General features: G+C 63.7%; 19 protein-coding genes. 18 read left to right on the top strand and 1 reads right to left on the bottom strand.

Annotated elements, in window-relative coordinates:
* Window positions 1-28 precede the first annotated feature (28 nt).
* From AACP62_RS05665 to AACP62_RS05590, 16 genes are all read left to right on the top strand, one after another.
* Window positions 29-1,627: a L,D-transpeptidase family protein gene (locus AACP62_RS05665; RefSeq protein ID WP_339346971.1), complete on the top strand. Its 1,599-nt coding sequence runs from the start codon at window positions 29-31 to the stop codon at window positions 1,625-1,627.
* A gap of 39 nt (window positions 1,628-1,666) precedes the next feature.
* Window positions 1,667-2,080, top strand: a complete 414-nt coding sequence (gcvH, locus tag AACP62_RS05660) for a glycine cleavage system protein GcvH (RefSeq protein WP_029677771.1) — start codon at window positions 1,667-1,669, stop codon at window positions 2,078-2,080.
* An 11-nt stretch (window positions 2,081-2,091) separates the two neighbouring features.
* Window positions 2,092-3,282: an App1 family protein phosphatidate phosphatase gene (locus tag AACP62_RS05655; protein ID WP_029677772.1), complete on the top strand. Its 1,191-nt coding sequence runs from the start codon at window positions 2,092-2,094 to the stop codon at window positions 3,280-3,282.
* A gap of 7 nt (window positions 3,283-3,289) precedes the next feature.
* A complete protein-coding gene (locus AACP62_RS05650; protein WP_339346968.1) occupies window positions 3,290-5,713 on the top strand; it encodes a S9 family peptidase in 2,424 nt (807 codons plus the stop codon).
* A 66-nt stretch (window positions 5,714-5,779) separates the two neighbouring features.
* Entirely contained in the window at window positions 5,780-6,823 is a 1,044-nt protein-coding gene (locus AACP62_RS05645; RefSeq protein ID WP_029677774.1) for a 3-isopropylmalate dehydrogenase, read from the top strand.
* 30 nt (window positions 6,824-6,853) lie between these two features.
* The gene (locus tag AACP62_RS05640; RefSeq protein WP_339346966.1) at window positions 6,854-7,768 is read left to right on the top strand and encodes an NINE protein; all 915 of its coding nucleotides are present in this window, start codon (window positions 6,854-6,856) and stop codon (window positions 7,766-7,768) included.
* Entirely contained in the window at window positions 7,750-8,997 is a 1,248-nt protein-coding gene (locus AACP62_RS05635) for a lipoate--protein ligase family protein (protein ID WP_339346964.1), read from the top strand. Before AACP62_RS05640 ends, AACP62_RS05635 begins: the two co-directional genes overlap by 19 nt.
* Window positions 8,998-9,121: 124 nt before the next feature.
* Window positions 9,122-9,841: a Crp/Fnr family transcriptional regulator gene (locus AACP62_RS05630; RefSeq protein WP_045935086.1), complete on the top strand. Its 720-nt coding sequence runs from the start codon at window positions 9,122-9,124 to the stop codon at window positions 9,839-9,841.
* Window positions 9,842-9,882: 41 nt separating this feature from the next.
* Window positions 9,883-12,168: a transglycosylase domain-containing protein gene (locus AACP62_RS05625; protein ID WP_339346962.1), complete on the top strand. Its 2,286-nt coding sequence runs from the start codon at window positions 9,883-9,885 to the stop codon at window positions 12,166-12,168.
* 88 nt (window positions 12,169-12,256) lie between these two features.
* The gene (locus tag AACP62_RS05620) at window positions 12,257-13,618 is read left to right on the top strand and encodes an NADH:flavin oxidoreductase/NADH oxidase (RefSeq protein WP_339346961.1); all 1,362 of its coding nucleotides are present in this window, start codon (window positions 12,257-12,259) and stop codon (window positions 13,616-13,618) included.
* Window positions 13,619-13,626: 8 nt separating this feature from the next.
* Entirely contained in the window at window positions 13,627-14,370 is a 744-nt protein-coding gene (locus AACP62_RS05615; RefSeq protein ID WP_339346959.1) for a polyprenol monophosphomannose synthase, read from the top strand.
* A gap of 218 nt (window positions 14,371-14,588) precedes the next feature.
* Window positions 14,589-15,464: a DeoR/GlpR family DNA-binding transcription regulator gene (locus AACP62_RS05610; RefSeq protein ID WP_045936018.1), complete on the top strand. Its 876-nt coding sequence runs from the start codon at window positions 14,589-14,591 to the stop codon at window positions 15,462-15,464.
* Window positions 15,465-15,546: 82 nt separating this feature from the next.
* A complete protein-coding gene (gene galT / locus AACP62_RS05605; protein ID WP_339346956.1) occupies window positions 15,547-16,830 on the top strand; it encodes a galactose-1-phosphate uridylyltransferase in 1,284 nt (427 codons plus the stop codon).
* Window positions 16,827-18,089, top strand: coding sequence for a galactokinase (gene galK, locus AACP62_RS05600; protein ID WP_339346953.1), 1,263 nt, complete (start codon window positions 16,827-16,829; stop codon window positions 18,087-18,089). The genes galT and galK overlap by 4 nt, the downstream gene beginning before the upstream one ends.
* A 115-nt stretch (window positions 18,090-18,204) precedes the next feature.
* On the top strand, window positions 18,205-18,477 hold the full coding sequence (locus AACP62_RS05595) for an ACT domain-containing protein (RefSeq protein WP_339346951.1): 273 nt from the start codon (window positions 18,205-18,207) through the stop codon (window positions 18,475-18,477).
* 10 nt (window positions 18,478-18,487) lie between these two features.
* Window positions 18,488-19,852, top strand: a complete 1,365-nt coding sequence (locus AACP62_RS05590; protein ID WP_339346950.1) for a PFL family protein — start codon at window positions 18,488-18,490, stop codon at window positions 19,850-19,852.
* A 15-nt stretch (window positions 19,853-19,867) separates the two neighbouring features.
* Here AACP62_RS05590 and AACP62_RS05585 read toward each other — a convergent pair whose 3' ends face one another.
* Window positions 19,868-20,521, bottom strand: coding sequence for a tRNA (cytidine(34)-2'-O)-methyltransferase (locus AACP62_RS05585; protein ID WP_081708983.1), 654 nt, complete (start codon window positions 20,519-20,521; stop codon window positions 19,868-19,870).
* A gap of 111 nt (window positions 20,522-20,632) precedes the next feature.
* On the opposite strand from AACP62_RS05585, the gene AACP62_RS05580 reads away from it, so the two are divergent.
* Complete coding sequence (locus AACP62_RS05580; protein ID WP_425332925.1) at window positions 20,633-21,667, top strand: HhH-GPD family protein; 1,035 nt, start codon at window positions 20,633-20,635, stop codon at window positions 21,665-21,667.
* A gap of 30 nt (window positions 21,668-21,697) precedes the next feature.
* Window positions 21,698-22,360, top strand: coding sequence for a hypothetical protein (locus AACP62_RS05575; RefSeq protein WP_339346948.1), 663 nt, complete (start codon window positions 21,698-21,700; stop codon window positions 22,358-22,360).
* Window positions 22,361-22,456: the final 96 nt, after the last annotated feature.

Genomic DNA, 22,456 nt, shown 5'->3' with positions numbered 1-22,456 from the left:
TGTCAGCAGCGAAAGGTGTGTTATGGCCATGGAGGGGCAAGAAGAGCCTCGTATCTCGGATGTCGACCAGGCCGAAACAGTGACCATGCCGCCGACGATCGGGGAGGGGCCTGACCCTGTGGACCTGTTCGCCGACGAAGAGGCAGAGCGGGCTTTCGGGGCAGGTGCCGCCCACAAGGCTCCTTCGACCGGCCATCGAGGACGCACCATCCTGGCCCTGCTGCTTCTGGCTGTGCTGATTCTGGTGGGTTGCTGGTTTGGCGTCCGCGCCTTCTTCCGTGATCGGGTGGCCCCCGGCGTCACCCTGGGTGGGCAGGTCATGATGGGGCGGACCAAGGACCAGGTCAGGCAGATCGTCGATCGGCAGGTTCGTGACTCCCAGGTGGAACTCAAGGGTGAAGGCACCTCTGCCCGGGCAGGACTGAAGGACCTGGGCGTAAGCGTGGATTCGGATGCCACGGTCACCAAGATCATGAACGCCAAGGGCTCTGCAGGCCTCTCCCGGCTGAACCCATTCCATGGCGAGGCGGTGCCGCTGGTGGCCGAGCGGGATCAGCTGGCCATGGACAAATATCTGACTGAACGGTTCATTCCCCGCCAGGATCGTTCCGTTCCCTCCACCATCGTTTTTGATCAAGGTGCACACGCCTTCCGGCCCCAGGAGGGTCGTGGAGGCAAGGCGCCTGAGCTGGGCCGCGTGCAGGATGCCGTCTCATCCTTGATAGACAAACCTGGAAGGCGTCTGGCCGTAGGGGTGGTCTACAAGGATGTGACCATGCCCATCAGCCTGGACACCGCCAATCAGGTGGCCTCTCAAGCCAACCAACGACTGGCCAAGGACCTGGTCATCAAGGGTGCTGATGATGATCTCATGACCGTCCCGGCGGCAACAGTGGCCACCTGGGTCAAACCGGTCACCGATCTTGACAAGGGGACCATGGAGCTGGGCTTTGATCGGCAGGCCATCAAGCAGTATCTGGACCAGGAGCTGGCCCGGCAGCTGGACCGGGATATGGTCACCGCCGTCAACGTCAAGAACACCAAGGGTGATGTGGTGGCCGAGACCACCAAGGGAGTGGACGGTGTCCGGGTCACGGATGTGTCCGCCACGGCGGACCTGGTCGTCAAGGCCCTGGAAGAGGGCGACACGAATCCGGTCCAAGCGAGCGCCGAGATCACGCCCCACAAGGAGCAGACCAGGGTGGCCCGCTACGATGTGCCCGACGGCGACATCTGGATTCAGGTCAACCTCAGCGACCAGACCGCCACCGCCTACCACGGCACCACCCAGGTCAAGACCTTCCCCATATGCTCAGGCAAGCCTGATAACGGGAAATGGTCCGACACCGGCACCTTCTTCATCAATGTGCGCTACGCGGTCCAGACCATGCGTGGGCAGGGTTACGTCACTCCCAATGTCAAATGGGTGTCCTACTACAACGGCAGCGAGGGCTTCCATACGGCCAGCTGGAACTCTGCCGGCATCGCCAAGGGAGACCCTGCCCAATACGGATCCCACGGCTGCATCAACATGTATGAGCAGGACGCCAAGTGGATCTTCGACAACGCCCCCATCGGAACCATGGTCAAGGTGGAAGGGCAGGTTCCGTCGGGTCCGGCCCGCTAGGAGCACTTGCTCTGACAGACGGTCGAGTAGGCTGGAACCATGAGCGATGAACACAGTGATGGAACCTCCCGCCTGGATGTGCCCGAACACCTGCGGTATTCCCAGGATCATGTCTGGATCGACCCCAGCCAATCCCCGGCGCCCATGGGCGTGACCGAATATGCGGCGGACCAGCTGGGAGACCTGGTTTTTCTGGACCTGCCCGAGACTGGCACCCACGTCGATGCCGGCGATGAGGTCATCGAGCTGGAGTCCTCCAAGGCAGTTGAGCCGGTGGTCTGCCCGGTGGCAGGCACCATCGCCTACGTCAACAGGGCAGCCTCGGACGATCCTGAGGTCATCAACTCCGATCCCTATGGGGAAGGTTGGATAGCCAAGATCGACCTGGAGGACGATGAGCCCGATCTGATGAGCGCCGAGGAGTACGGTCAGCTGCTGAAGACCCTGAACTGACGGGTCCGGTTATGACAAGGCGATCCGGCCGCAATGAAGACCTCTTACGGGTCCATTCGGTCAGCACCACCTTCGATTCAGCTGCGCCCGGGGAGGGCATCGAGAGCAGGCCGGCCCCGGTCCGCCTGCTGAGGCGGCTGATTACTGGCGCTTTCGACCTTTGGGTAGGGCTGTCCATCAATATGACCGGGCGTCTGGGCTGGTCGGCCGACGTTCAACCATACGTGGGCTACGGTACCGAGTCCTACTCCCGGCTGGTCTGCCGTACCATTCTGACCGACGGGCGCAGACGTGAGGATCCGGCCATACGTGGCATCCGCGGTCTGCTGACCGTACCCGCACCCAGGACCAGGGTCAGGCTGGCCATCGACAGCACGGCCATCGGGAGGGTCCAGGTGGGAGACTCCGCGGTCTACGATGCCGTCGATCCCAGTCGCAGCCTGAGTGCGGATGCGGTCTTTTCCGACCGGTCGGGCTACCTGGATCTGGTGGCCGAGCATCGACTGACCCCAGGCGTGCACCGGGTCTCCTACCAGGTGCGGGGCCGCCGGCCGGTGGACGCGCCTTTATACATCGTGCCCGGTCAGACCCCTGTCGGCGTCATATCCGACGTGGACGACACCATCATGATCAGCCAGGTGCCCAATCATTGGAAGGCTGCCTGGAACCTGCTCCTGTCAGATCCACATCGCCGGGCCTCGGTGCCGGGCATGGCCGTGCTCTACAACCGTATCCGTGACCTGGACCCCCGGATACCCTTCTTCTATCTGTCGGCCTCGCCCTGGAATGTGGAGGGATCCATACGCGGCTTCATTCGCGACCACGGCTTTCCGGCCGGCCCCCTGTTGCTGCGGGACCTGGATCCCAGACCCAAGACCTTCGTGCCCTCCATCGTGCAGCACAAGATGGAGTTTATCCGCCAGCTCATGGCCGACTTTCCCAAGATGCGCTTCGTGCTCATGGGCGACGATGGGCAGAGCGATCCCTCCACATTCGCCCAGGTGGTGCGGCAGTATCCGGGACGGGTCCTGGCCATCGGCATCCGTCAGTTGAGCCCCCAGGAGACCGGGCTGGGAACCTTGGTCAAGCGGACTGCCACACAACCGGTACCGGTGACGCAGGTGCCGGTCTTCTACGGGACCACGGGTGCCAATCTGATGCGAACCCTGCTGCCCTATCTGCGTCGTCGCGCCCGAATATAATCGCCCCATGAGTTTTTCGGCCGTCAATTCCGCGCCTCCTCGTGCACAACGCCGTCCCACTGATCGATGCTTCCATGGGGATCACTTCGAAGATCCCTACGAGTGGATGCGCAACCGGGAGGATCCTGCCACCAAGTCCTACGTGCGTGACCAGAACCGTTACTGCCAGGAACGGCTTGCCGGTCAGGAGGGTTTGCGGGCCACCCTGCTCAAGGAGTTCACCGACCGGGTACAGCAGACCGACATGTCGGTGCCCACCCGGATGCATGGATACTGGTATTTCTCCCGGACGCTCAAGGGCCAGGAGTATGGGGTGCAGTGCCGCCTGCCGGTGCGCGACCAGGATGACTGGGACCCTCCTGCTGTTAAAGCCGATGCGGCGCCTGGTTCCATGCCGGGCGAGGAGGTCATCTTCGACGCCAACGCCGAGGCCAAGGGGCATGACTTTTTCTCTCTGGGATGCCTGGACCTGAGCGCCGACGGCCGGTGGATGCTCTATGGACTGGACACCAGGGGCAATGAGCGCTACGACCTGCGCATCCGGGATCTGAAAGACGGTCGAGACCTGCCTGATCGGATCGACCAGGTCTCCTCAGGGGCGGTGCTGACCCCCGACGGACGCTGGGTCTTCTACACCGGCCTGGATAAGGCCTGGCGTCCGGACACGGTCTGGCGGCATAAGGTGGGCACTTCGGCCGACCAGGATGTCATGGTCTACAAGGAGGACGACGAGCGCTTCTGGGTGGGGCTGGGACTCAGCTACGACGAATCCGCCATGCTGATTGCCACCGGGTCCAAGACCACCAGTGAGGTGCTCATGCTGGACCTGAAGGATACGCAGGGCGAGTTTGTGCCCTTGATCCCCCGCAAGGAGGGGATTGAGTACGACATCAGCCTGGCCCGGTTCGAAAATGCCGGTCCGGCGGGGGAGGACCTGCCGGTGGCCGTGGTCTACCACAATGTGAACAACCCCAACTTCGAGGTGGATCTGATCGACCTGCGCAGCCACCGTCCGCCCTTCCGTCTTGGAGAAGGGGTGCGGTTGGCCCAGGGTAGTCCCTACGGCTGCGAGCGCTCCGGAGACCTGGCCTCCCTGCCGCCCGAGAAGCCCTATCGGGATCCAGGCAATCCGGCCATACTCCAAGGCGCTCGCGGGCTGGGCATCGAGGGGCTGGGCATCCACCGCAGCTTCGTGGTCCTGACCTACCGGGCCGACAGCCTGCCCCACATGGCTGTCATCGCCAAGGACCAGGCATTGGAGGATCTGCGGGCGGGCCGACCCTGGCGCTTCCGTGAGGTCCTGCCCGATCAGGCCAGGGACGGCATTGACCGTCTCTACAGCATCGGTCCCACAGACAACCCCTCCTATCAGGCCCCTGGGCTGCGCTACATCCGGGGCAGCTATGGAACCCCGGCTGAGTTGCGGGAGCTGGATCCGGTCAGGGGCGTGGACCGATTGCTCAAGCGGGCCCGCGTTCTGGGCGACTTTAGACCTGAGCGCTATGCCGAGCGTCGAATTCTGGTCCGCGTCAGGGATGGGGCCCTGGTGCCGGTCTCTCTGGTCTGGCGGCGGGGCATGCATCCGGCGCTGGACACATGCGGAAAGACCGGGCCCGATGACACGGTCATCCAGGCCCCCGGCCACCCCGAGCGCCGTCCCTGGCCGGACCAGGATCCGGACAAGCCTGCTCCCATGTTCATCACCGGGTATGGAGCCTACGAGATCAGCCAGGACCCCGGTTTCTCCACAGGTCGGCTCAGCCTGCTTGACCGAGGTGTGCTCTATGCCGTCCCCCATGTGCGCGGCGGCGGGGAGATGGGCCGCGCCTGGTACGAGCAGGGTCGTCGGCTGCACAAGGTCAATACCTTCCTGGACTTCATTGATGTGACCGCCGCACTGCAGGATCAGGGCTGGGCGGATCCACGTCATACCGTGGCCAATGGCGGGTCGGCAGGTGGCCTGTTGATGGGGGCCGTGGCCAATATGGCTCCACAGCTCTATGCCGGCATCGAGGCGGACGTGCCCTTCGTGGACGCGCTGACCAGCATCCTGGATCCGAATCTGCCGCTGACCGTGACTGAATGGGATGAGTGGGGAGACCCTCTGCATGACCAGCAGGTCTACCGGTATATGCGCTCCTACTCGCCCTACGAGAACGTTCCTGACGCTGATCGTCGGCGCCGGCTCTTCGGCAGCGACCACTTCCCCGCCATCCTGGTGACCACCTCCATGAACGACACCCGCGTGCTCTACGTGGAACCGCTCAAGTGGGTGGCCAGGCTGCAGGAGCCGCAGGTGGGGGCCGACGCGCTCATCAGGATCGAGGTCCAGGCAGGGCACGGGGGCATAAGCGGACGCTACCGGCAGTGGGAGGAACTGGCCTTCGAGAACGCCTGGTGCCTGTCCATCATGGTCCCCGCAAGCCGCTGATTCCGGTCTGTCCGGGATTCGGTCGGGGTCGTGAAAGGGGCTTGGTTGGCTCGTTATGCTCGGGGTATGACAAATAGCAAGCAGAAAACATATCACATTGCGGTCATTGCCGGTGACGGCATCGGCAAGGAGATCGTTCCCCAGGCTCAGGCCGTCCTGGAAAAGGTGACCCGGGGCAAGGCAGACATTCGCTACGAGGACTTCGACCTGGGCGCTGAGCGCTACCTGCGTGATGGAGCTGTTCTGCCCGATGAGGATCTGGACCGGCTCAAGCAGCAGGACGCCATTCTTTTGGGGGCCATTGGCGACCCCCGCATCAAGGCTGGCATCCTGGAGCGGGGACTGCTGCTCAAAATGCGTTTCGAGTTGGACCAGTATGTCAATCTGAGGCCTTCCAAGCTTTACAAGGGTGTGGTGTCGCCCCTGGCCAATCCGGGCGACATCGACTTCGTGGTCGTGCGTGAGGGCACCGAAGGGCTCTACGCCGGGGCCGGCGGCTCAATTCGCCGGGGCACCCCCCAGGAGGTGGCCACCGAGGTCTCCATCAACACGGCCTACGGGGCGGAAAGGGTCATCCGCTATGCCTTCCAGCTGGCCATGAAACGTCGCCGCCGTCTGACCCTGGTCCATAAGAAGAACGTGCTGACCAATGCGGGAGACATGTGGCAGCGGCTGGTCGACCAGGTGGGCCAGGAGTATCCCGATGTGGAGCGCGAGTACCTGCACATCGACGCCTCCACCATATTCATGGTGACCGAGCCCAGCCGCTTCGATGTGATCGTGACCGACAACCTCTTCGGTGACATCCTCACGGACGAGGCGGGAGCTGTGGTAGGAGGCGTGGGTTACTCGGCCTCCGGCTGCATCAACGCCTCGGGCACCTACCCATCCATGTTCGAACCCATCCATGGATCCGCTCCTGACATTGCCGGCAAGGGAATCGCCAACCCCACGGCGGCCATCCTCTCGGCCGGAATGCTCCTGGATCATCTGGGTTTCGAGGACGAAGCGGCCAGCATTGAGCGGGCTGTGGAGGACGACATCGAGCGCTCCGGCTCCGCCCAGAGGAGCACCGAGCAGATCGGCAGGGATATTCTGGCCCGGCTGTGATTGGGCTTGACGGCGGCTAGACTGGAGGGCATGACTATGGATGATGCCCCCCAGCCGGACGACCGGCAGTCCAGCGATACGCCGACAGGGAATCCTGGTTTCGGCCCCTCTCCGTCCCCACAGGTACCGCCCGAGCATCGGGGGCCTGCCGGTGGGGATGCTCCTGCTGGAGCAGCTGATGGACAGTGGCAGGCCCCGGGCTACCCGACTGGCCATGATGCCGGCGTCGGGAATCAGAATCCTTATCAGACCGGTCAATATCCCAGTAGCCAGTATCCCCAAAATGGGTACCCGACGGGGCAGAGGTCCAATGCCGGATATCCGTTCGCCCCTCAGTACGGCGGTCAATATCCAGGGGTCTATCAGACAGGACCCTACCGGCCCAGTCAGTACCCGACCGCCGGTTATCCAGCTGGTCAGCAATATCCTGCTGGCCCGTATTCCGATGGACGGTATCCGGGCGGGCAGTATCCTGGCAGTCAGAATCCTCAAAGGCCATATCAGCCCGGACCAGGCTATCCCAGCCAGTATCCGGCTGGCCAATACCCCCAGGGTGGGTATCCGGGCAATCAATACCCGGCGGGCCCGTATCCCGGCACTCAGTATCCTGGCGGGCAGTATCCGCCGCAGTCCTCCATGCCCTGGCCCTATCCTGGCATGCCCAACGGCAGGGGCCCCTATCCCATTTCACCCACCCCGCACAACAAGTTGGCAGCCGGTCTGCTCAGCATCTTCCTGGGCTGCTTCGGCGTGGGCAACTTCTACCTGGGCAGGACCGGCCGTGGCGTGGCTCAGCTCATGCTAACCCTGATCGGCTTTCCCTTCTTCTTCATTGGGCCGACCATATCCATGATTTGGGGGCTGATCGAAGGCATCCTGACTCTGACATCCTCGACTGGTTCCTTCTGGCATCGTGATGCTCGCGGATGGGAGCTGACGGATTGAATCCGGCCCGTCTGCGCGGCGTCGGCAAGCAGATGGGCGGCAAACTGGCGGCCGTAACCCTGACTCTGGGCCAGGGATCCGACACCTGTCCGTTTATCGCCTCATGCAGGATTGACGGCGATTTCTTCACGGAGCCAGCCCCGGCAGCCTCTCAGGAATCCGAAGGGAATCATGGGCCGGTATCCCGGCTGGAGTCCGCAATCTGTGGCCTCCCGTTGCCCCTGGACCCCGGTCTGGCTCTGGAGAGGCTGGACAGGGTCATGGCAGAAGGGGATGGCCAACGGGTAGTCGGTGTGTCCCCTTGGACCCTGGTGACCGCGCTGGAGCGTGCCCTGCCGGATGGACTGGTCATTGACGGACAAGGGGAGTCCGACCAACTGCCGTCGGCACCGGACAGGACACATTCCAGGCAGTCTCAGCCGGATGAGGCCGAGTGCCGCCGTCGTTGGTCTGGCCTGAAGCTGGACCTGATCAGGGACCGTCCACGTCAGCCGGTCATGCAGATGGCCATGGACCAGGCTCTCAATGATGCCGTGGCCCAGGGCCAGTTGCCACCCACCTTGCGCATCTGGAACTGGGCGGCGCCGGCGGTGATCCTGGGGCGTTTCCAGTCCCTGAGCCAAGAGGTCCACGTCGAGCGGGCACGCAGTCTGGGCTTTACCCTGGTCCGCCGCTGCACGGGGGGAGGCACCATGGTCATTCAGCCTGAACGAGCCATTACGTATTCCCTTTATCTGCCTTTGGATTTCGTGAAAGGGGCCGACCTGATCGACTCCTACCGTATTTGCGACTATTGGCTGGTTCGTGGTCTACGCATACAGGGGGTTCAGGCCGGCTGGCAGGGCATGAATGACATCGCCTCCCCAAGGGGCAAGATGGGTGGCGCCGCCCAGCGCAGGTTGCCAGCAGGCTCCCGCGGGCCGGGCGGGCTGCTCCACCACACCACGCTTTCTTATTCGGTGGATGCTGATCTGATGGCCCAGGTGCTCAACGTGGACCCGGAGAAATTCCATGACAAGGCCGTGACCTCGGTCAGAAGCCGGGTGGACCCCATCGACAGGCAGACCAGTCTGTCCCGCCAATCCCTGATCGATGCCCTCCTGGACACCCTGCCCTCCCTGGTGGCGGATCTGCGCATATCCAGACCAGCGCCCGGGGTCGAGCAACGGGCCCGCACTCTGGTCGGGCAGCGCTACGGCCGTGAGGAGTGGACCGCCCAGATCGCCTGACCGGGAAGGGGGGTTGATGTGTGTGGGTATAATCGTGCTCAGTCGCGTCGAACCCGGCGTGAGGTCATCAACCATGCGTGAGTCGGTGCAGACCCGCCAGACATGGCGAAAAGGAGTGCGGAGTATGGCGGTTCATAAGCCCAACGAGATTCCCGATGACGGGAACGCCCTCAGGCAGACCGCCCTATTCAAACAGGTGCCCAGACAGGACGCCGACCAGCTTTTGGACAGCATGCACGAGTCCACCTACGCCAAGGGGTCCACGGTCTTTCGACAGGGGGACACCGACCACCGCATGTATCTGCTGGAGGAGGGCCGGGTCAAGCTGGTCCGCCAGTCACCCGACCGTCGCATTCAGCTGCTCAGCATCCACGGACGCGGGGAGATCCTGGGCGAGATTCCCGTCTTTGACCCCTCCGGCGGGCCGCGTACCGCCTCGGCAGTGGTCATGGTCAACAAGACCAAGGTGGCTGCTCTGGACCACGATGCCCTCTTCGACTGGCTCAACCAGCATCCCAAGGTGGCTGTGGATATGCTTCAGGTGCTGGCCCACCGCCTGCGGACCGACAACGAGCGCATCTCCGACCTGGTCTTTCTGGATGTGCCGGCCCGACTGGCCAAGACCCTGTTGGATCTGGCCACACGCTTCGGCGAACCCTTCGAGCAGGGGCTGATGGTCCCCTACGATCTGACTCAGGAGGAGCTGGCTCAGCTGGTCGGCGCTTCACGCGAGACCGTCAACAAGGCCCTGATGGACTTCTCCAACAGGGGATGGATCTCTCGCAAGGGCCGCACCATCATCATTTTCCAGCCCGGACCGCTGATTCGACGCTCGCGCATGTGAACGCCACTGTTCGGTAGAGCCGACGGCCTAGGATGGAGACCATGCCCGAACAAAAGAAATCCATGTCGGTCAGGCGCTTCTTTACGCTGTTGCTGGCTTACCTCATCTTCTGCGTCGCAGGTGGCGTGGTAGTCTCTGGTTTCCTGTTTCCCGCTGTCTTCGGCATCAACGCCGCCTCCAGGAATCTGATGCCTGCCCTGAAGACGGACAACATCGACTTCAACGTCAACGATCTGCCCCAGCAGTCCCGGCTCTACGCCTCCGACGGGCACACGGTCATCGCCACCTTCTATGCGCAGAACAGGATCGTGGTGCCCATCAAGGACGTCTCCGACTACATGCAGAAGGCCGTGGTGGCCCGCGAGGACCGTCGTTTCTTCGAGCATGCCGGCGTGGACACCCAGGGCGTGCTCAGGGCCTTCATCCAGACCTACATCAAACAGGGCGACACCCAGGGCGGCTCCTCCCTGACGCAGCAGTATGTCAAGAATGTGCTCATGAGCCAGGCTGAGGAGAACAACGACCCCATCGCCGAGTACCACGCCCAGGAGGAGACCATAGCCCGCAAGATGCGGGAGATGCTGATTGCGGTGCAGATGGAGAAGAAGTACTCCAAGGCCGAGATTCTTCAAGGGTATTTGAACATAGCCCAGTTCGGCACCAACGTTTACGGGGTTGAGTCGGCAGCCAGGCGGTACTTCAGCAAGTCGGCCAAGGACCTGGATCCGGGCGAGGCCGCCACCATCGCCGCCGTGACCAAGAATCCCGCCCGCTTCGATCCAACCGTCAATATCAAGGCCTCCCAGGAGCAACGGGACATCGTCCTGGATCTGATGCGTCAGGAGAACTACATCACCCAGCGCCAGTATGACGAGAACAAGGCCAAGCCTCTGGACCAGATGCTGCACGTGCAGTCGGTCGATGCCGGATGCCAGGCGGCTGGAGACGCAGCCTTCTTCTGCGATTACGTGACCAAGCAGATCCTCAACTCCAAGGAGTTCGGCAAGAGCCAGGAGGAGCGCAACAAGCTCCTCAAGGAGGGCGGCCTGGATATTTACACCACCATGGACGTCAACGCCAACGCCGCAGCCATGAAGGCGGCCCGGGACACCATCCCCGTCGATGATCGAAGCGGCTTCGAGGTCACGATAGCCTCCATCCGCCCGGGCACAGGCGAGGTCCTGGGCTTCGGCATCAACCGCATCTACGATGCCACCCAGGACTCGGGCGGCGGCACACGCACGGCCATCAACTACGCTGTGGATCAGGTCGACGGCGGTGGCTGGGGTTTCCCTGTGGGATCCACCTGGAAGCCCATCAACCTGGTGTCCTGGATGAAGGCCGGCAAATCCATCAACCAGCCCCTGCGCACCTCCACCAGCTACCCTCAGACCTCCTTCGCCTGCAAGATGGCGGACGGCACCCCCTACGGGTTCGGCACCGGCAGTTGGCATGTGGAGAACTCCGGCGGCGGCACCACATCTCCGGAGACCCCCCTGCAGGGTCTGGTGCGTTCGCACAACACCACCCAGGCCTCCATGGCCCAGCAGATCGGTCTGTGCGCCATAGCCGATACGGCCAAGGAGATGGGCTACCACAATTCGCCCAAGGATCAGATGGACATCCACTCGGTCAACACCTTCCAGCCGCCTATGGTCATTGGTGCGGTCCAGGCCTCCCCGCTGACCATGGCCAACGTCTACGCCACCATCGCCGCCAAGGGGGTGGCCTGCAGCCCCATAGCCATGACCAAGGTGATCGATAAGAACGGCAAGTCCGTCAAGGTGCCCAAGGCCAACTGCCATCAGGCCATCGATCCGGGCATCGCCGAGACCGCCGCCTATGCACTCAACCAGGGCGTTGTCCAGCCAGGAGGCGAGGCATCCACGACCCAGCTGGACGGGGGACGCAAGACCTTCGCCAAGACCGGCACCCATGAGGACAAGTACATGCTGACCGGCGGATTCGTGCCCCAGGTGGCCGCCTTCGTCACCGTGGGCAATGCGGAGGGTCAGGTCTCCTTCACCAACAGGACCATCAACGGAAGGTCCATGCACACCTGGTACGGCATGTATATTGCCACCCCGGCCTGGAAGGACTTCATGAACACCTACCTGGCCGCAGCCAATATCCAGCCGGACAACTCCTACGGCAATCCCGATCCCCGGTTCACCGGCGGGGTCCAGCAGCCTCAGCCGTCCCAGCAGTCCCAGCAACGGTCCTCGGGCAGACAGCGGCAGAGCTACCGTCACAGCCAAGGAGGACAAGAAGGCAACCAGCGGACCAGTCAGGACCAGTCGCAGACGGTGGATTCGCCGGAGGACTAGGGCCTGTGCCTACAATGGAGACCATGAGGGATTCGTCAACGGGCGGACCACGAGGGGTGCGGCCGCCCGCCGGGAGAGGCAGGAACTGATGGTCCAGGAATACTCAGAGCTGGATGACAAGGCCCCTCGGGCCGACAGCCGGGTCAAGGAAGATCAGGCGATGCCGGGGCCGGTGAGCGGCTCCGGCAGGCTGGATGTCTCCAAACCGATCCGGCCCTTCGAGTCGGATGCCGCCGACGGAAAGAAGAAGGCTGGCAAGGCTGCCAAGGGGGTCAAATCGGCCAAGAAGGGCAAGAAGGACAAAAGGGCCAAAAAGGCTGGGAAATCAAAATCAGGCAGAAGGCGGGAGAGGGCCCTGCCTGCGCTCTTCCAGCCCATGGAACTGCGCGACCAGCATATCCGCAACAGGATCTGGATGCCGCCCATGGACACCTATTCGGCCCTGCGGCACGACGGGGTTCCTACCAACTTCCACTACCAGCACTATGTGTCCCGGGCCCTGGGCGGCTTCGGAGTCGTCATCGGGGAGGCCACGGCCGTCAATCCCCAGGGGCGGATCTCGCCCTGCGATGTGGGACTGTGGAACGACGAGCAGACCAGGGCCTGGCAGGGCATCGTCCGGGATGTCAAGGCCGCCGGGGCAGTGCCCATCGTCCAGCTCAACCACTCTGGTCGCAAGGGTTCCTCCGGGTGCTCCTCCATGGGCTACATCAACGCCACCGTGCCCGTGGCCGAGGGCGGCTGGCAACCTGTAGGCCCAAGCCCCATCGCCTTTGGGAGGATGGCGGTCCCCGTCCAGCTTTCGCGGGCCCAGATAGCCTCCATCGTGGCCGACTTCCGCTCCGCTGCCGTGCGAGCCGTTCAGGCCGGCTTCCTGGCAGTGGAGCTGCATGCCGCCCACGGCTACCTGCTCTCCCAATTCCTTGATCCCCTGATCAACCGACGAAACGACGAGTACGGGGGTGACCTGTCCGGCAGGATGCGCCTGCTGATCCAGGTGACCGATGCCGTGCGCGAGGTCATTCCCTCGGGCATGCCCCTGCTGGTGCGCATGTCCGCCACCGACTGGGCCACCGGCGGTTGGGGCCTGGACGAGACCATCCGCGCTGCCAAGGTGCTCAAGCTGCATGGGGTGGACCTGATTGACGTTTCCACCGGGGGTCTGGTGCCAGGCGTGAAGATTCCGGCCGCTCCCAACTACCAGGTGCCCTTCTCCTACCAGGTGCGCAGCCAGGTGCTGATTCCCACCACCGCGGTGGGGCTGATCACCAAACCCAGGCAGGCTGATCGGATCGTGCGCAAGGGCCTGGCCGATGCGGTCGAGATCGGTCGAGCCAGCCTGCGCGACCCCTACTGGCCGCTCAGGGCCGCCTACAAACTGGGGCTGTCCGCTCAGCAGGCCCCCTACCCTGAGCCTTACCGGCGCGGGGCCTACGGCATCGCACGCTGAGAGCGGCCATGGACGTTGTTCGTGGCGGAGCAGGGATCGTTGTGGTCATGCCCACCTACCAGGAGGCTGACAACATCGGGGTGACCCTTCCTCGGCTTTTGGCATGCTGCCCCGAGGTCGATGTCCTGGTCGTCGACGACAACTCGCCGGACGGCACCGGCGCCCTGGCTGAGGATATGGCCAGTGGCAATCCTCGCGTGCACGTCATCCATCGGCATGCCCGCCGCGGGTTGGGTCCAGCCTACGTACAGGGGTTCCGTTGGTCGCTGGAGCATGGCTATGACCTGATCTGCGAGATGGATATGGACGGTTCCCACCGACCTCAGGATCTGGCCAGGATGCTGGCTGTGGCCCGAGGAGAAACGTATCCGGGCTTGGTCATCGGCTCGCGCAGGGTGCGCGGAGGCCGCACTCAACATTGGCCCTGGCATCGGGATCTGATTTCGCGCGCGGGATCCTGGTATGCCCGCACCGCCCTGGGATCCTCGGTAAGGGACATGACCGCCGGCCTGCGGGTCTATCGAGCGGACGTGTTGAGGCGGATCGATCTGGGAAGGGTCCGATCCAGCGGCTATGTCTTCCAGGTGGATATGTTGCGCCGAGTCCAGGCCATGGGCGTCAGTGTGGTCGAAGTGCCTATTGTCTTCGTGGAGCGGGTTCGCGGCAGCTCGAAGATGGATGCCGGGATCGTGCTGGAGGCCATGGCCCAGGTGACGCTGTGGGGATTTGAACGGTTGACCCGTCGAAACTGACATTGGCTCATATTCGTGTTCGTTTTCATAAGCGACCCTGCAGGCCTTGTTGGGACCTTAAAGGACAAGTTACACTTCGGTGATTGGATTTCTGTAAGAGTCCTGGCAAGCCTCAGGTGTATGGAAGAATGGTCTCAGTACCTGAGAAATGTCGATTTTCGCCCTTGCATCTGGGCAGCGACCGCAGTCCGATTGCCAGCTTGCCAATTTGGGCGAATGTGTGCGATAATGTTCGAATGATATCGTCACAACGCCAACACCTGATATTGAACCGGTTGCGTACTCGTGGCGCAGTCCGTATCACCGCCCTCTCCAAGGAGCTGGGCGTCTCCGCCATGACCATCCGCCGTGACATTGCCGACCTGGCGGACAAGGGCCTGCTCAAGAGGGTCCACGGAGGGGCCGTCACCACCAGCTCGCTTCTGGCTGAGCCGCTCTTCTCGGTCAAGTCGCAGATGGACATGGGCCTTAAGGACACCATCGCCCGTCGCGCCATCGACTATGTCTCACCGGGCGACGTCATCGCCATCGGGGGAGGGACCACGGCCTATGTCTTCGCCCAGCACCTGCTGGAGAGCCGCCAGTGCGCGGGCGTGACCCTGCTGACCAATTCCATCCCCGTGGCCGAACTGGTCCAGGCCATGGAGAGCAAGGATGTGGAGGTCATCGTCACCGGCGGTGTCATCACCCGATCCAACTCCCTGGTCGGCCCCATTGCAGACAAGGTCATCGCCTCCCTGCGGGTCAACACGGTCTTCCTGGGGACCCACTCGGTCTCCATTCCGCGGGGTTTCCTGATGCCAAACTCCTTGGAGGCGGCTACGGATATGGCCCTGATGGACATCGCCGACCGGACCATCATCCTGACCGACCACACCAAGTGGAGCTGCACCTCCCTTTCCCTGTTCGCCTCCTTCGACCAGGTGGACACCGTCATCACCGACGACCAGCTGGACCAGGAGTCGGCCGAGGCAACCCGGTCCCTGGTCAAGCGGCTGGTCCTGGTCCCGGTCAACCCCGAGGAAGGCCAGGCTCAAGAGGGTTCCTCCGACGTGTCTAAGGCCGATGCCGGGAAAGCAGCCCAGATTCAATGAACGACCGGTCACACAGGGGTGCGCAGGTTGCCATAGCGGGTTGCCATGGATTGTCAATCATCACGGACGATGAAGGAGCAGCATGAAGTCAGAGCAGTATGTCCCCCAACGGTATGTTCCCGGCGACTATGCCAAGGGGCACATCCGCATCACCCCCACCAGGCTGGCCGACGGGCGTCGGTTCTTCTACCTGGACGATGATCCCGAGTATGTATCCGGCCGCAGGACCAGGCGTCTGGACGATCCTCGTCCGCTGACCGACCGGTTCGCCCCGCACCAGGATCAGGAGGGCAGGACGGTGCCCTTCCAGCCGCCGCAGATGCGCCGGGACCCTCTGACCGGAGACTGGATCCCCATGGCCACGGCCCGGATGAACCGGCCCATCACCGCCGGGCCACAGGCCACCGCCAAGGGCAACCCCCTGGCCGCCAGAAAGCCCGGAGACCCCTACCAGGATGGGGAGATCCCCGATGTGGACTACAACGTGGCGGTCTTCGAGAACCGCTTCCCCTCCATGATGCAGGTGCCCGATATGCAGGCGGCCGACCAGCCATCCCTGGTGGACGGCAATCCCCTCTGGCCGGTGCGCGAGGCCAACGGACGCTGTGAGGTGGTCTGCTTCGACCCTGACGAGCATGCACTCCCTGCCGATCTGCCTGTCTCGCGTTTGCGGACGGTGGTGGAGGCCTGGGCCTTCCGCACTGCTGAGATCTCGGCCATGGAGGGCATCGAACAGATCTTCCCCTTCGAGAACCATGGACAGGAGATCGGCGTCTCCCTTGCCCACCCCCACGGACAGATCTACTGCTATCCCTTCATCGCCCCCCGCCTTGAGCAGGAGCTGAGGCAGTGCGCCGCCTACCGGGAACGCACCGGCGGCAACCTCCTGGCGGACATCCTCAAGGCCGAGCTGGACTCCGGTCGACGGGTCGTCTTCCGCAACGCCACATGGGTGGCCTATGTGCCCGCCGCCGCCCGCTGGCCGCTGGAGGTCCACATGGCCCCCGTGCGCGACGGGATCCTGAGCCTGGACCAGCTGAACGACCAGGAGCGCTGGGACCTGGCCGTCATGTATTCCACCCTGCTCAAGCGGGGCAACGCCTTCTTCGACAAGGGCGACGGCAGGGGGATGGATCTGCCCTACATCGCCGCCTGGCACCAGGCCCCGCTGCACGATCCGCGACGGGAGGACTACCGGCTCAACCTGCAGTTCTTCTCCTTCCGCCGTGCCGTGGACAAAATCAAGTATCTCGCCGGGTCCGAGTCAGGCATGGCCGCCTGGGTGTCGGACACCACCCCTGAGCGGATCGCCGACCGATTCCGCCAGCTGGGGCCCCTGGACCTGGAGAATGGAGAGAATCAATGACGACGACAGTCCAATTCATACAGGCCTGGACCCATGGCGCTGACGGCCAAGGGGCCACCAAGGCCCGCGAGCTCTTCCAGAAGGTCTATGGCGAGGATCCCCAGGGCGTCTGGAGCGCTCCCGGACGGGTCAACCTGATCGGCGAGCACACGGATTACAACGCCGGGCTCTGCCTGCCCATCGCCCTGCCCAACCGTACCTATGTGGCTGCCAGTCCCAGGACGGACAGCCGGGTCCGCCTGGTCTCTAGCATGGATCCGGAGAACCCGGTCCAGGTTGACCTGGATGGTCTTCAGGCCAGGGGAGTCAGCGGCTGGGCGGCCTATCCGGTCGGCGTGGCCTGGGCCCTGCAGCGGGATGGCTTCCCCCAGGTTCAAGGGTTCGACCTGGCCCTGGCCTCCTGCGTGCCAGTCGGGTCCGGGTTGAGCTCCTCGGCGGCCATGACCTGTGCAGTGGCCCTGGCCCTGGATGACCTGTTCGCTCTGGGGCTGGGCGGTGACGAGGCTGGCCGGGTCAGGCTGATCCAGGCCGCCATCACGGCTGAGAATGATATGGCCGGCGCCTCCACCGGCGGCATGGATCAGAGCGCCGCCATGCGGTGTCGATCCGGCTGCGCCCTGCGACTGGACTGTCGGCCGGAACTGGATGCCATGAGCAACGTGCGCCAGGTTCCCTTCGACCTGCAGGCTGCGGGCCTGGAGCTGTTGGTGGTCGACACCAGGGCCCAGCACCAGCTCAACGACGGCCAATACGATCAGCGACGGGCCACCTGTGAGCAGGCTGCACACCTGCTGAGGGTGGCCAACCTGCGCCAGGTGGCTGACCAGGTCAACGGGGCCGCTGATCCTCCGTCCGCCCTGGCTGCCCTGCTGGAGCAGCTGCCCAATGAGACCATGCGTCGGCGGGTCCGCCACGTCATCAGCGAGATAGGACGGGTGGACCGCTTCATCGAGGCCTTCGGCAGGGGCGATTACGTCCTGGCCGGCCGCTTGTTCAACGCCTCCCATGACTCCTTGAGAGACGACTACGAGGTCACCTGCCCGGAGCTGGATGAGGCTGTGGACGCGGCACGTCAGGGTGGGGCCTATGGGGCTCGTATGACCGGCGGCGGGTTCGGCGGATCCATCATCGCCCTGGCTGACGCCGGCAAGGGCTCCGATCTTGCCCGTGACATCGCCGAACGATTCGCCTCCAAGGGATTCAAGGCCCCCAGAGCCCTGATCGCCCTGCCCTCCTCGGCGGCCACGCGCGAATCCTGAATCAGAGTGCAGACCTCTACGACCCCGCTTCTCCCGGCGCTCCTCTAAGCTGGGGGAGCGGGGTCCCGGTTTTCAGGGGGTCCGGTCAAGGGCGAGGTGGATGAGGAGGACGGTCATGGACAAGGCGATCATCACGGTGGTGGGCAAGGATGCCATCGGCATCATCGGCAAGGTCTGCACAGACCTCTCCCAGCAGGAGATCAATGTGCTGGATATTTCGCAGACCATTCTGGATGGCTTCTTCACCATGATGATGATTGTGGACTGCACCGCCTGCAGGGATGATTTCGATGCGCTGAGCCAGAGGATGGAATCTTTGGGAGAAGATATCGGAGTCTCCATCCGTTGCCAGCGCGAGGAGATCTTCACCAGGATGCACCGGGTCTGAGGAGGCAGCCATGATCACGCGCGATGAGGTCCTTGAGACCAACGATATGATCGACCGGGAGCGCCTGGACGTGCGCACCATCACCATGGGTATCAGTCTGCTGGATTGTGTGAGCGGGGATGTGGACATGCTCTGTAGAAACATCCATCGCAAGATCGTCTCCCTGGCCGGCGACCTGGTGTCCACTGGAGACTCCATCGCCCGCGAATACGGCATTCCCATCGTCAACAAGCGCATCACCGTCACTCCCATATCCCTGGTGGCTGCCGGAGCCTGCCATACCGTGGAGGACTATGTGGCCGTGGCCAAGGCCTTGGACCGCTCGGCCCAGGAGGTCGGGGTCAACCTGATCGGCGGCTATTCGGCCCTGGTCGGCAAGGGCATGACCCCGGCCGAGCGGCTGCTGATCAAGTCCCTGCCCAGGGCATTGAGCCAGACGGAACGGGTCTGCGCCAGCGTCAACGTGGGCTCCACCAGAACCGGCATCGATATGGATGCCGTAGCCCTGATGGGCCGGGTCGTCAAGGCCACGGCCGAGAGCACCGCCGACTCGGACAGCTCCGGCTGCACCAAGCTGGTGGTCTTCTGCAACGCTCCGGACGATAACCCCTTCATGGCCGGCGGTTTCCATGGGGTCAGCCAGGGGTCGGCCGTCATCAACGTGGGGGTCTCCGGACCCGGCGTGGTCAAGACCGCCTTGGAATCAGCCAAGGGAGCGGACTTCGGACAGCTCTGCGAGACCATCAAGAGGACGGCCTTCAAGATCACCCGGGTGGGGCAGCTCGTGGCCCAGGAGGCCAGCCGTCGTCTGGACGTGCCCTTCGGGATCATCGACCTGTCCTTGGCTCCCACCCCTGCTGTCGGAGATTCAGTGGGCGAAGTCCTGCAGACCATGGGCCTGGAGCAGGTGGGCGCACCCGGGACGACTGCGGCCCTGGCCATCCTCAACGATCAGGTCAAGAAGGGCGGCATCATGGCTTCCAGCTCGGTGGGCGGGCTGTCCGGGGCCTTCATCCCCGTATCCGAAGACGCCGCCATGATCCAGGCTGCGCAAGAGGGGAGCCTGACCCTGGAGAAGCTTGAGGCCATGACCTGCGTCTGCTCGGTGGGGCTGGATATGATTCCCATCCCCGGGGACACTTCTGCGGAATCCATCTCCGGCCTTATCGCCGACGAGGCGGCCATCGGCATGATCAATCAGAAGACCACCGCAGTCAGGGTCATTCCTGTCATCGGCAAGCAGGTGGGCGAGTGGGCCGAGTTCGGCGGGCTCATGGGTGGTGGGCCGGTCGTGCCTGTCAATACCCGCTCATGTGTCGACTTCGTCAACCGGGGCGGACACATCCCAGCGCCAATTCACAGCTTCAAGAACTGAGCGCGCTCGCGGGGTTCAGCGGCCGCCTTGGAATCCCAGCTGCCGCCAGGCCTCGTAGATGGCGATTGAGGCGCAGTTGGTCAGGTTCAGGCTGCGCAGGCTGGGCCGCATGGGCAGTCTGACCTGTTCGGCCACATGAGGGCCAGCCATGATGTCCATGGGGTCGGGGATGTCGCCCGGCTCAGGGCCGAACAGGAGGATGTCGTCCGGCCGGTAGTTGACTTCGGTGTAGAGCTTGTCTGCGTGGGCGGTGAAGGCGATGATCCGGCTGTCAGGCATGGAACGGACCAGGTCGTCGAAGTCCGGGTGCAGGACCACGTGGGCCATGTCATGGTAGTCCAGGCCGGCCCGGCGCAGCTTGGTGTCCTTGAGGTTGAAGCCCAGGGGCTCTATCAGGTGCAGGATGGTGCCGGTCACGGCGCACAGACGGATGGCTGAACCCGTATTGCCCGGGATTCGCGGCGAGTAATAGCATAGGTGGGGCGTGGAGGTCTTCACTCGGCTGGCCTGATCGGCCTTCATCATGGCATCCACCACGGAGATGGGGTTGCCATGGGCGTCAGTGACCAGCTCGTCGGGACCATAATTCGATTTGCGGTATCCGTACTCGTACATGCTTTCGACGGCCTTCGATGGGTCGCCGGACCGCTCCTGCTCCTGCCTGTTCATGAGGCCAACCTACCGTCGCCAAACGACAGGCCAGACAGGGCTGGTCGGCACCGTCGGGCAGAATACGGCGGTTGAATGAGGCAGAATCGGATGGCGAAGGGCGGTGTGACCATGGAGAAGGCGGAGACGTCCTCGGCGGAGATTGAGCCCATCCGCCTGCGGCTGTTCGACTGGTGGAGCCGATACGCCCGCGACCTGCCCTGGCGTTTTGGACGAACTACGCCCTGGGGGGTTCTGGTCTCCGAGGTCATGAGCCAGCAGACCCAGATGAGCCGGGTGGTGCCCTACTGGACGGCCTGGATGAAGGTATGGCCGGATGCGGCCTCCTTGGCCGCTGCGCCCAAGGCCGATGTCATCACGGCCTGGGGTCGGCTGGGCTACCCGCGCCGAGCCCTGCGCCTGCAGGAATGCGCTCAGCAGGTGGCCGGCCGGTATGCAGACCGCCTGCCCCGGGATTACGACCAGCTGGTGGCCCTGCCCGGCATCGGCGACTACACGGCCAGCGCTGTCATGAGCTTTGCCTACGGCGAGAGGATCGCCGTCATCGACACCAACATCCGCAGGGTGCTCTCCAGGGTCTTCCTGGGGCGCGAATCCACCGGTGGCGCTGCCAGCCGAGAGGAGCGCCAGCTGGCATGGGAGGTCCTGCCTGAGGACGAAGGACAGGAGCGTGCTAGTGCCGATGACGGAGGGCCACAGGATGCCGGTGTTAAGGACAGCGGCGACCAGGACGATAATGGTCGTCTGGGACTGGCTGATTCGAAGGTCAAGTCGGCAGCCTGGCGGGAGCCGCCCTCGGCCCGATGGAACCAGGCCGTCATGGAGCTGGGAGCCACGGTCTGCATCGCCCGCAAGCCGGCCTGCGACATCTGCCCTCTGGCCGGCCACTGCCGCTTTCTGAAGGCTGGACTGCCCGGTCTGGGCGAAGGCAGGACCAGGCCCCGACAGCACTTCGCGGGTACCGACCGACAGGTCCGCGGTGCCATCCTTCAGGCCCTGCGGCAGGCTTCGGGCGTGCCCGTCTCAAGGAAGGACCTGAAACCCCTGTGCGAGGACACAATCCGACTTGATCGGTGCATCGCTTCACTGGACGAGGACGGTCTTCTGGAGATTGGCCAGGACGGCAGCCTGAGTCTGCCGCAGTGAAGGCCGCCCTGGCGATTAGACTGGAGAAGTATGGCCAAGCGACGCATGAGCGAGAAGAAGCGGCGGATGTACCGTCGCCGCAGGATTGCGGCCGCCCTGCTGGCGGTGCTCTTCCTATTGGTCTGCGCTGGCCTGGTTTGGGGCGTGGGGGCCGGCATCAGAGCCCTGCGCTCAGGCGATGGGGGCCAGGGAGCCTCGACCAGCGCCCGGCAGGACGTAAAGACCAAATCCAAGGATAAGGACAAGCAGGGCAAGGAGCAGAAGAAGGACGCCGGCAAGAAGCGTTCCTCCGGAGCTCCTGACTGCGACAAGGGGGATCTGGCTCTGGAGCTGGCCGCGCCTAATCCCAGTACTGGGGTCGGCGGATCCATCGACTTCACGGTGACCATCTGGCACAAGGGGACAGGCTCATGCTTGGTGGACGGTTCCGATGGCGGCCGAGTGCTGGTCATCACCAGCGGCGAGGATACCGTCTGGCGCTCCGATGCCTGCCCGGTGGGGGCTCGCACCCTGCTCATGGCCACCGGCGACAAGGATGTGCAGACCATCACCTGGCATGCCGACAGGAGCCAGGAGAGCTGTCAGCCTGATCAGAAGCTGCCCCGGGTCAAGGCTGGTTCATACCAAGCCAAGCTGGTGCTCAAGGCCGACTCCAAGGTGGTCTCCCAGCCAGTGCCGATCATGGTCCAATAGCAGCTTTTCCAAGTCGACACGCCGATTGCGTCCAGAGTTCTTGTCTGCTATAGTTTTGTCTTTGCATGAGGTGTGTCATATAGCGGGCATGCATCA

The sequence above is a fragment of the Bifidobacterium apis genome (assembly GCF_036986835.1).
Lineage (GTDB): Bacteria > Actinomycetota > Actinomycetes > Actinomycetales > Bifidobacteriaceae > Bombiscardovia > Bombiscardovia apis_A.
This window is presented reverse-complemented; position numbering and strand designations above follow the sequence as displayed.

Coding starts and splice junctions, on each gene's coding strand:
- AACP62_RS05645 (WP_029677774.1), top strand. CDS start 5,780: ATGACAAATAGCAAGCAGAAAACATATCACATTGCGGTCATTGCCGGT.
- AACP62_RS05635 (WP_339346964.1), top strand. CDS start 7,750: ATGGGAGCTGACGGATTGAATCCGGCCCGTCTGCGCGGCGTCGGCAAG.
- AACP62_RS05595 (WP_339346951.1), top strand. CDS start 18,205: ATGGACAAGGCGATCATCACGGTGGTGGGCAAGGATGCCATCGGCATC.
- AACP62_RS05630 (WP_045935086.1), top strand. CDS start 9,122: ATGGCGGTTCATAAGCCCAACGAGATTCCCGATGACGGGAACGCCCTC.
- AACP62_RS05625 (WP_339346962.1), top strand. CDS start 9,883: ATGCCCGAACAAAAGAAATCCATGTCGGTCAGGCGCTTCTTTACGCTG.
- AACP62_RS05665 (WP_339346971.1), top strand. CDS start 29: ATGGAGGGGCAAGAAGAGCCTCGTATCTCGGATGTCGACCAGGCCGAA.
- galK (WP_339346953.1), top strand. CDS start 16,827: ATGACGACGACAGTCCAATTCATACAGGCCTGGACCCATGGCGCTGAC.
- AACP62_RS05580 (WP_425332925.1), top strand. CDS start 20,633: ATGGAGAAGGCGGAGACGTCCTCGGCGGAGATTGAGCCCATCCGCCTG.
- AACP62_RS05585 (WP_081708983.1), bottom strand. CDS start 20,521: ATGAACAGGCAGGAGCAGGAGCGGTCCGGCGACCCATCGAAGGCCGTC.
- AACP62_RS05650 (WP_339346968.1), top strand. CDS start 3,290: ATGAGTTTTTCGGCCGTCAATTCCGCGCCTCCTCGTGCACAACGCCGT.
- AACP62_RS05590 (WP_339346950.1), top strand. CDS start 18,488: ATGATCACGCGCGATGAGGTCCTTGAGACCAACGATATGATCGACCGG.
- gcvH (WP_029677771.1), top strand. CDS start 1,667: ATGAGCGATGAACACAGTGATGGAACCTCCCGCCTGGATGTGCCCGAA.
- AACP62_RS05655 (WP_029677772.1), top strand. CDS start 2,092: ATGACAAGGCGATCCGGCCGCAATGAAGACCTCTTACGGGTCCATTCG.
- galT (WP_339346956.1), top strand. CDS start 15,547: ATGAAGTCAGAGCAGTATGTCCCCCAACGGTATGTTCCCGGCGACTAT.
- AACP62_RS05640 (WP_339346966.1), top strand. CDS start 6,854: ATGACTATGGATGATGCCCCCCAGCCGGACGACCGGCAGTCCAGCGAT.
- AACP62_RS05575 (WP_339346948.1), top strand. CDS start 21,698: ATGGCCAAGCGACGCATGAGCGAGAAGAAGCGGCGGATGTACCGTCGC.
- AACP62_RS05615 (WP_339346959.1), top strand. CDS start 13,627: ATGGACGTTGTTCGTGGCGGAGCAGGGATCGTTGTGGTCATGCCCACC.
- AACP62_RS05620 (WP_339346961.1), top strand. CDS start 12,257: ATGGTCCAGGAATACTCAGAGCTGGATGACAAGGCCCCTCGGGCCGAC.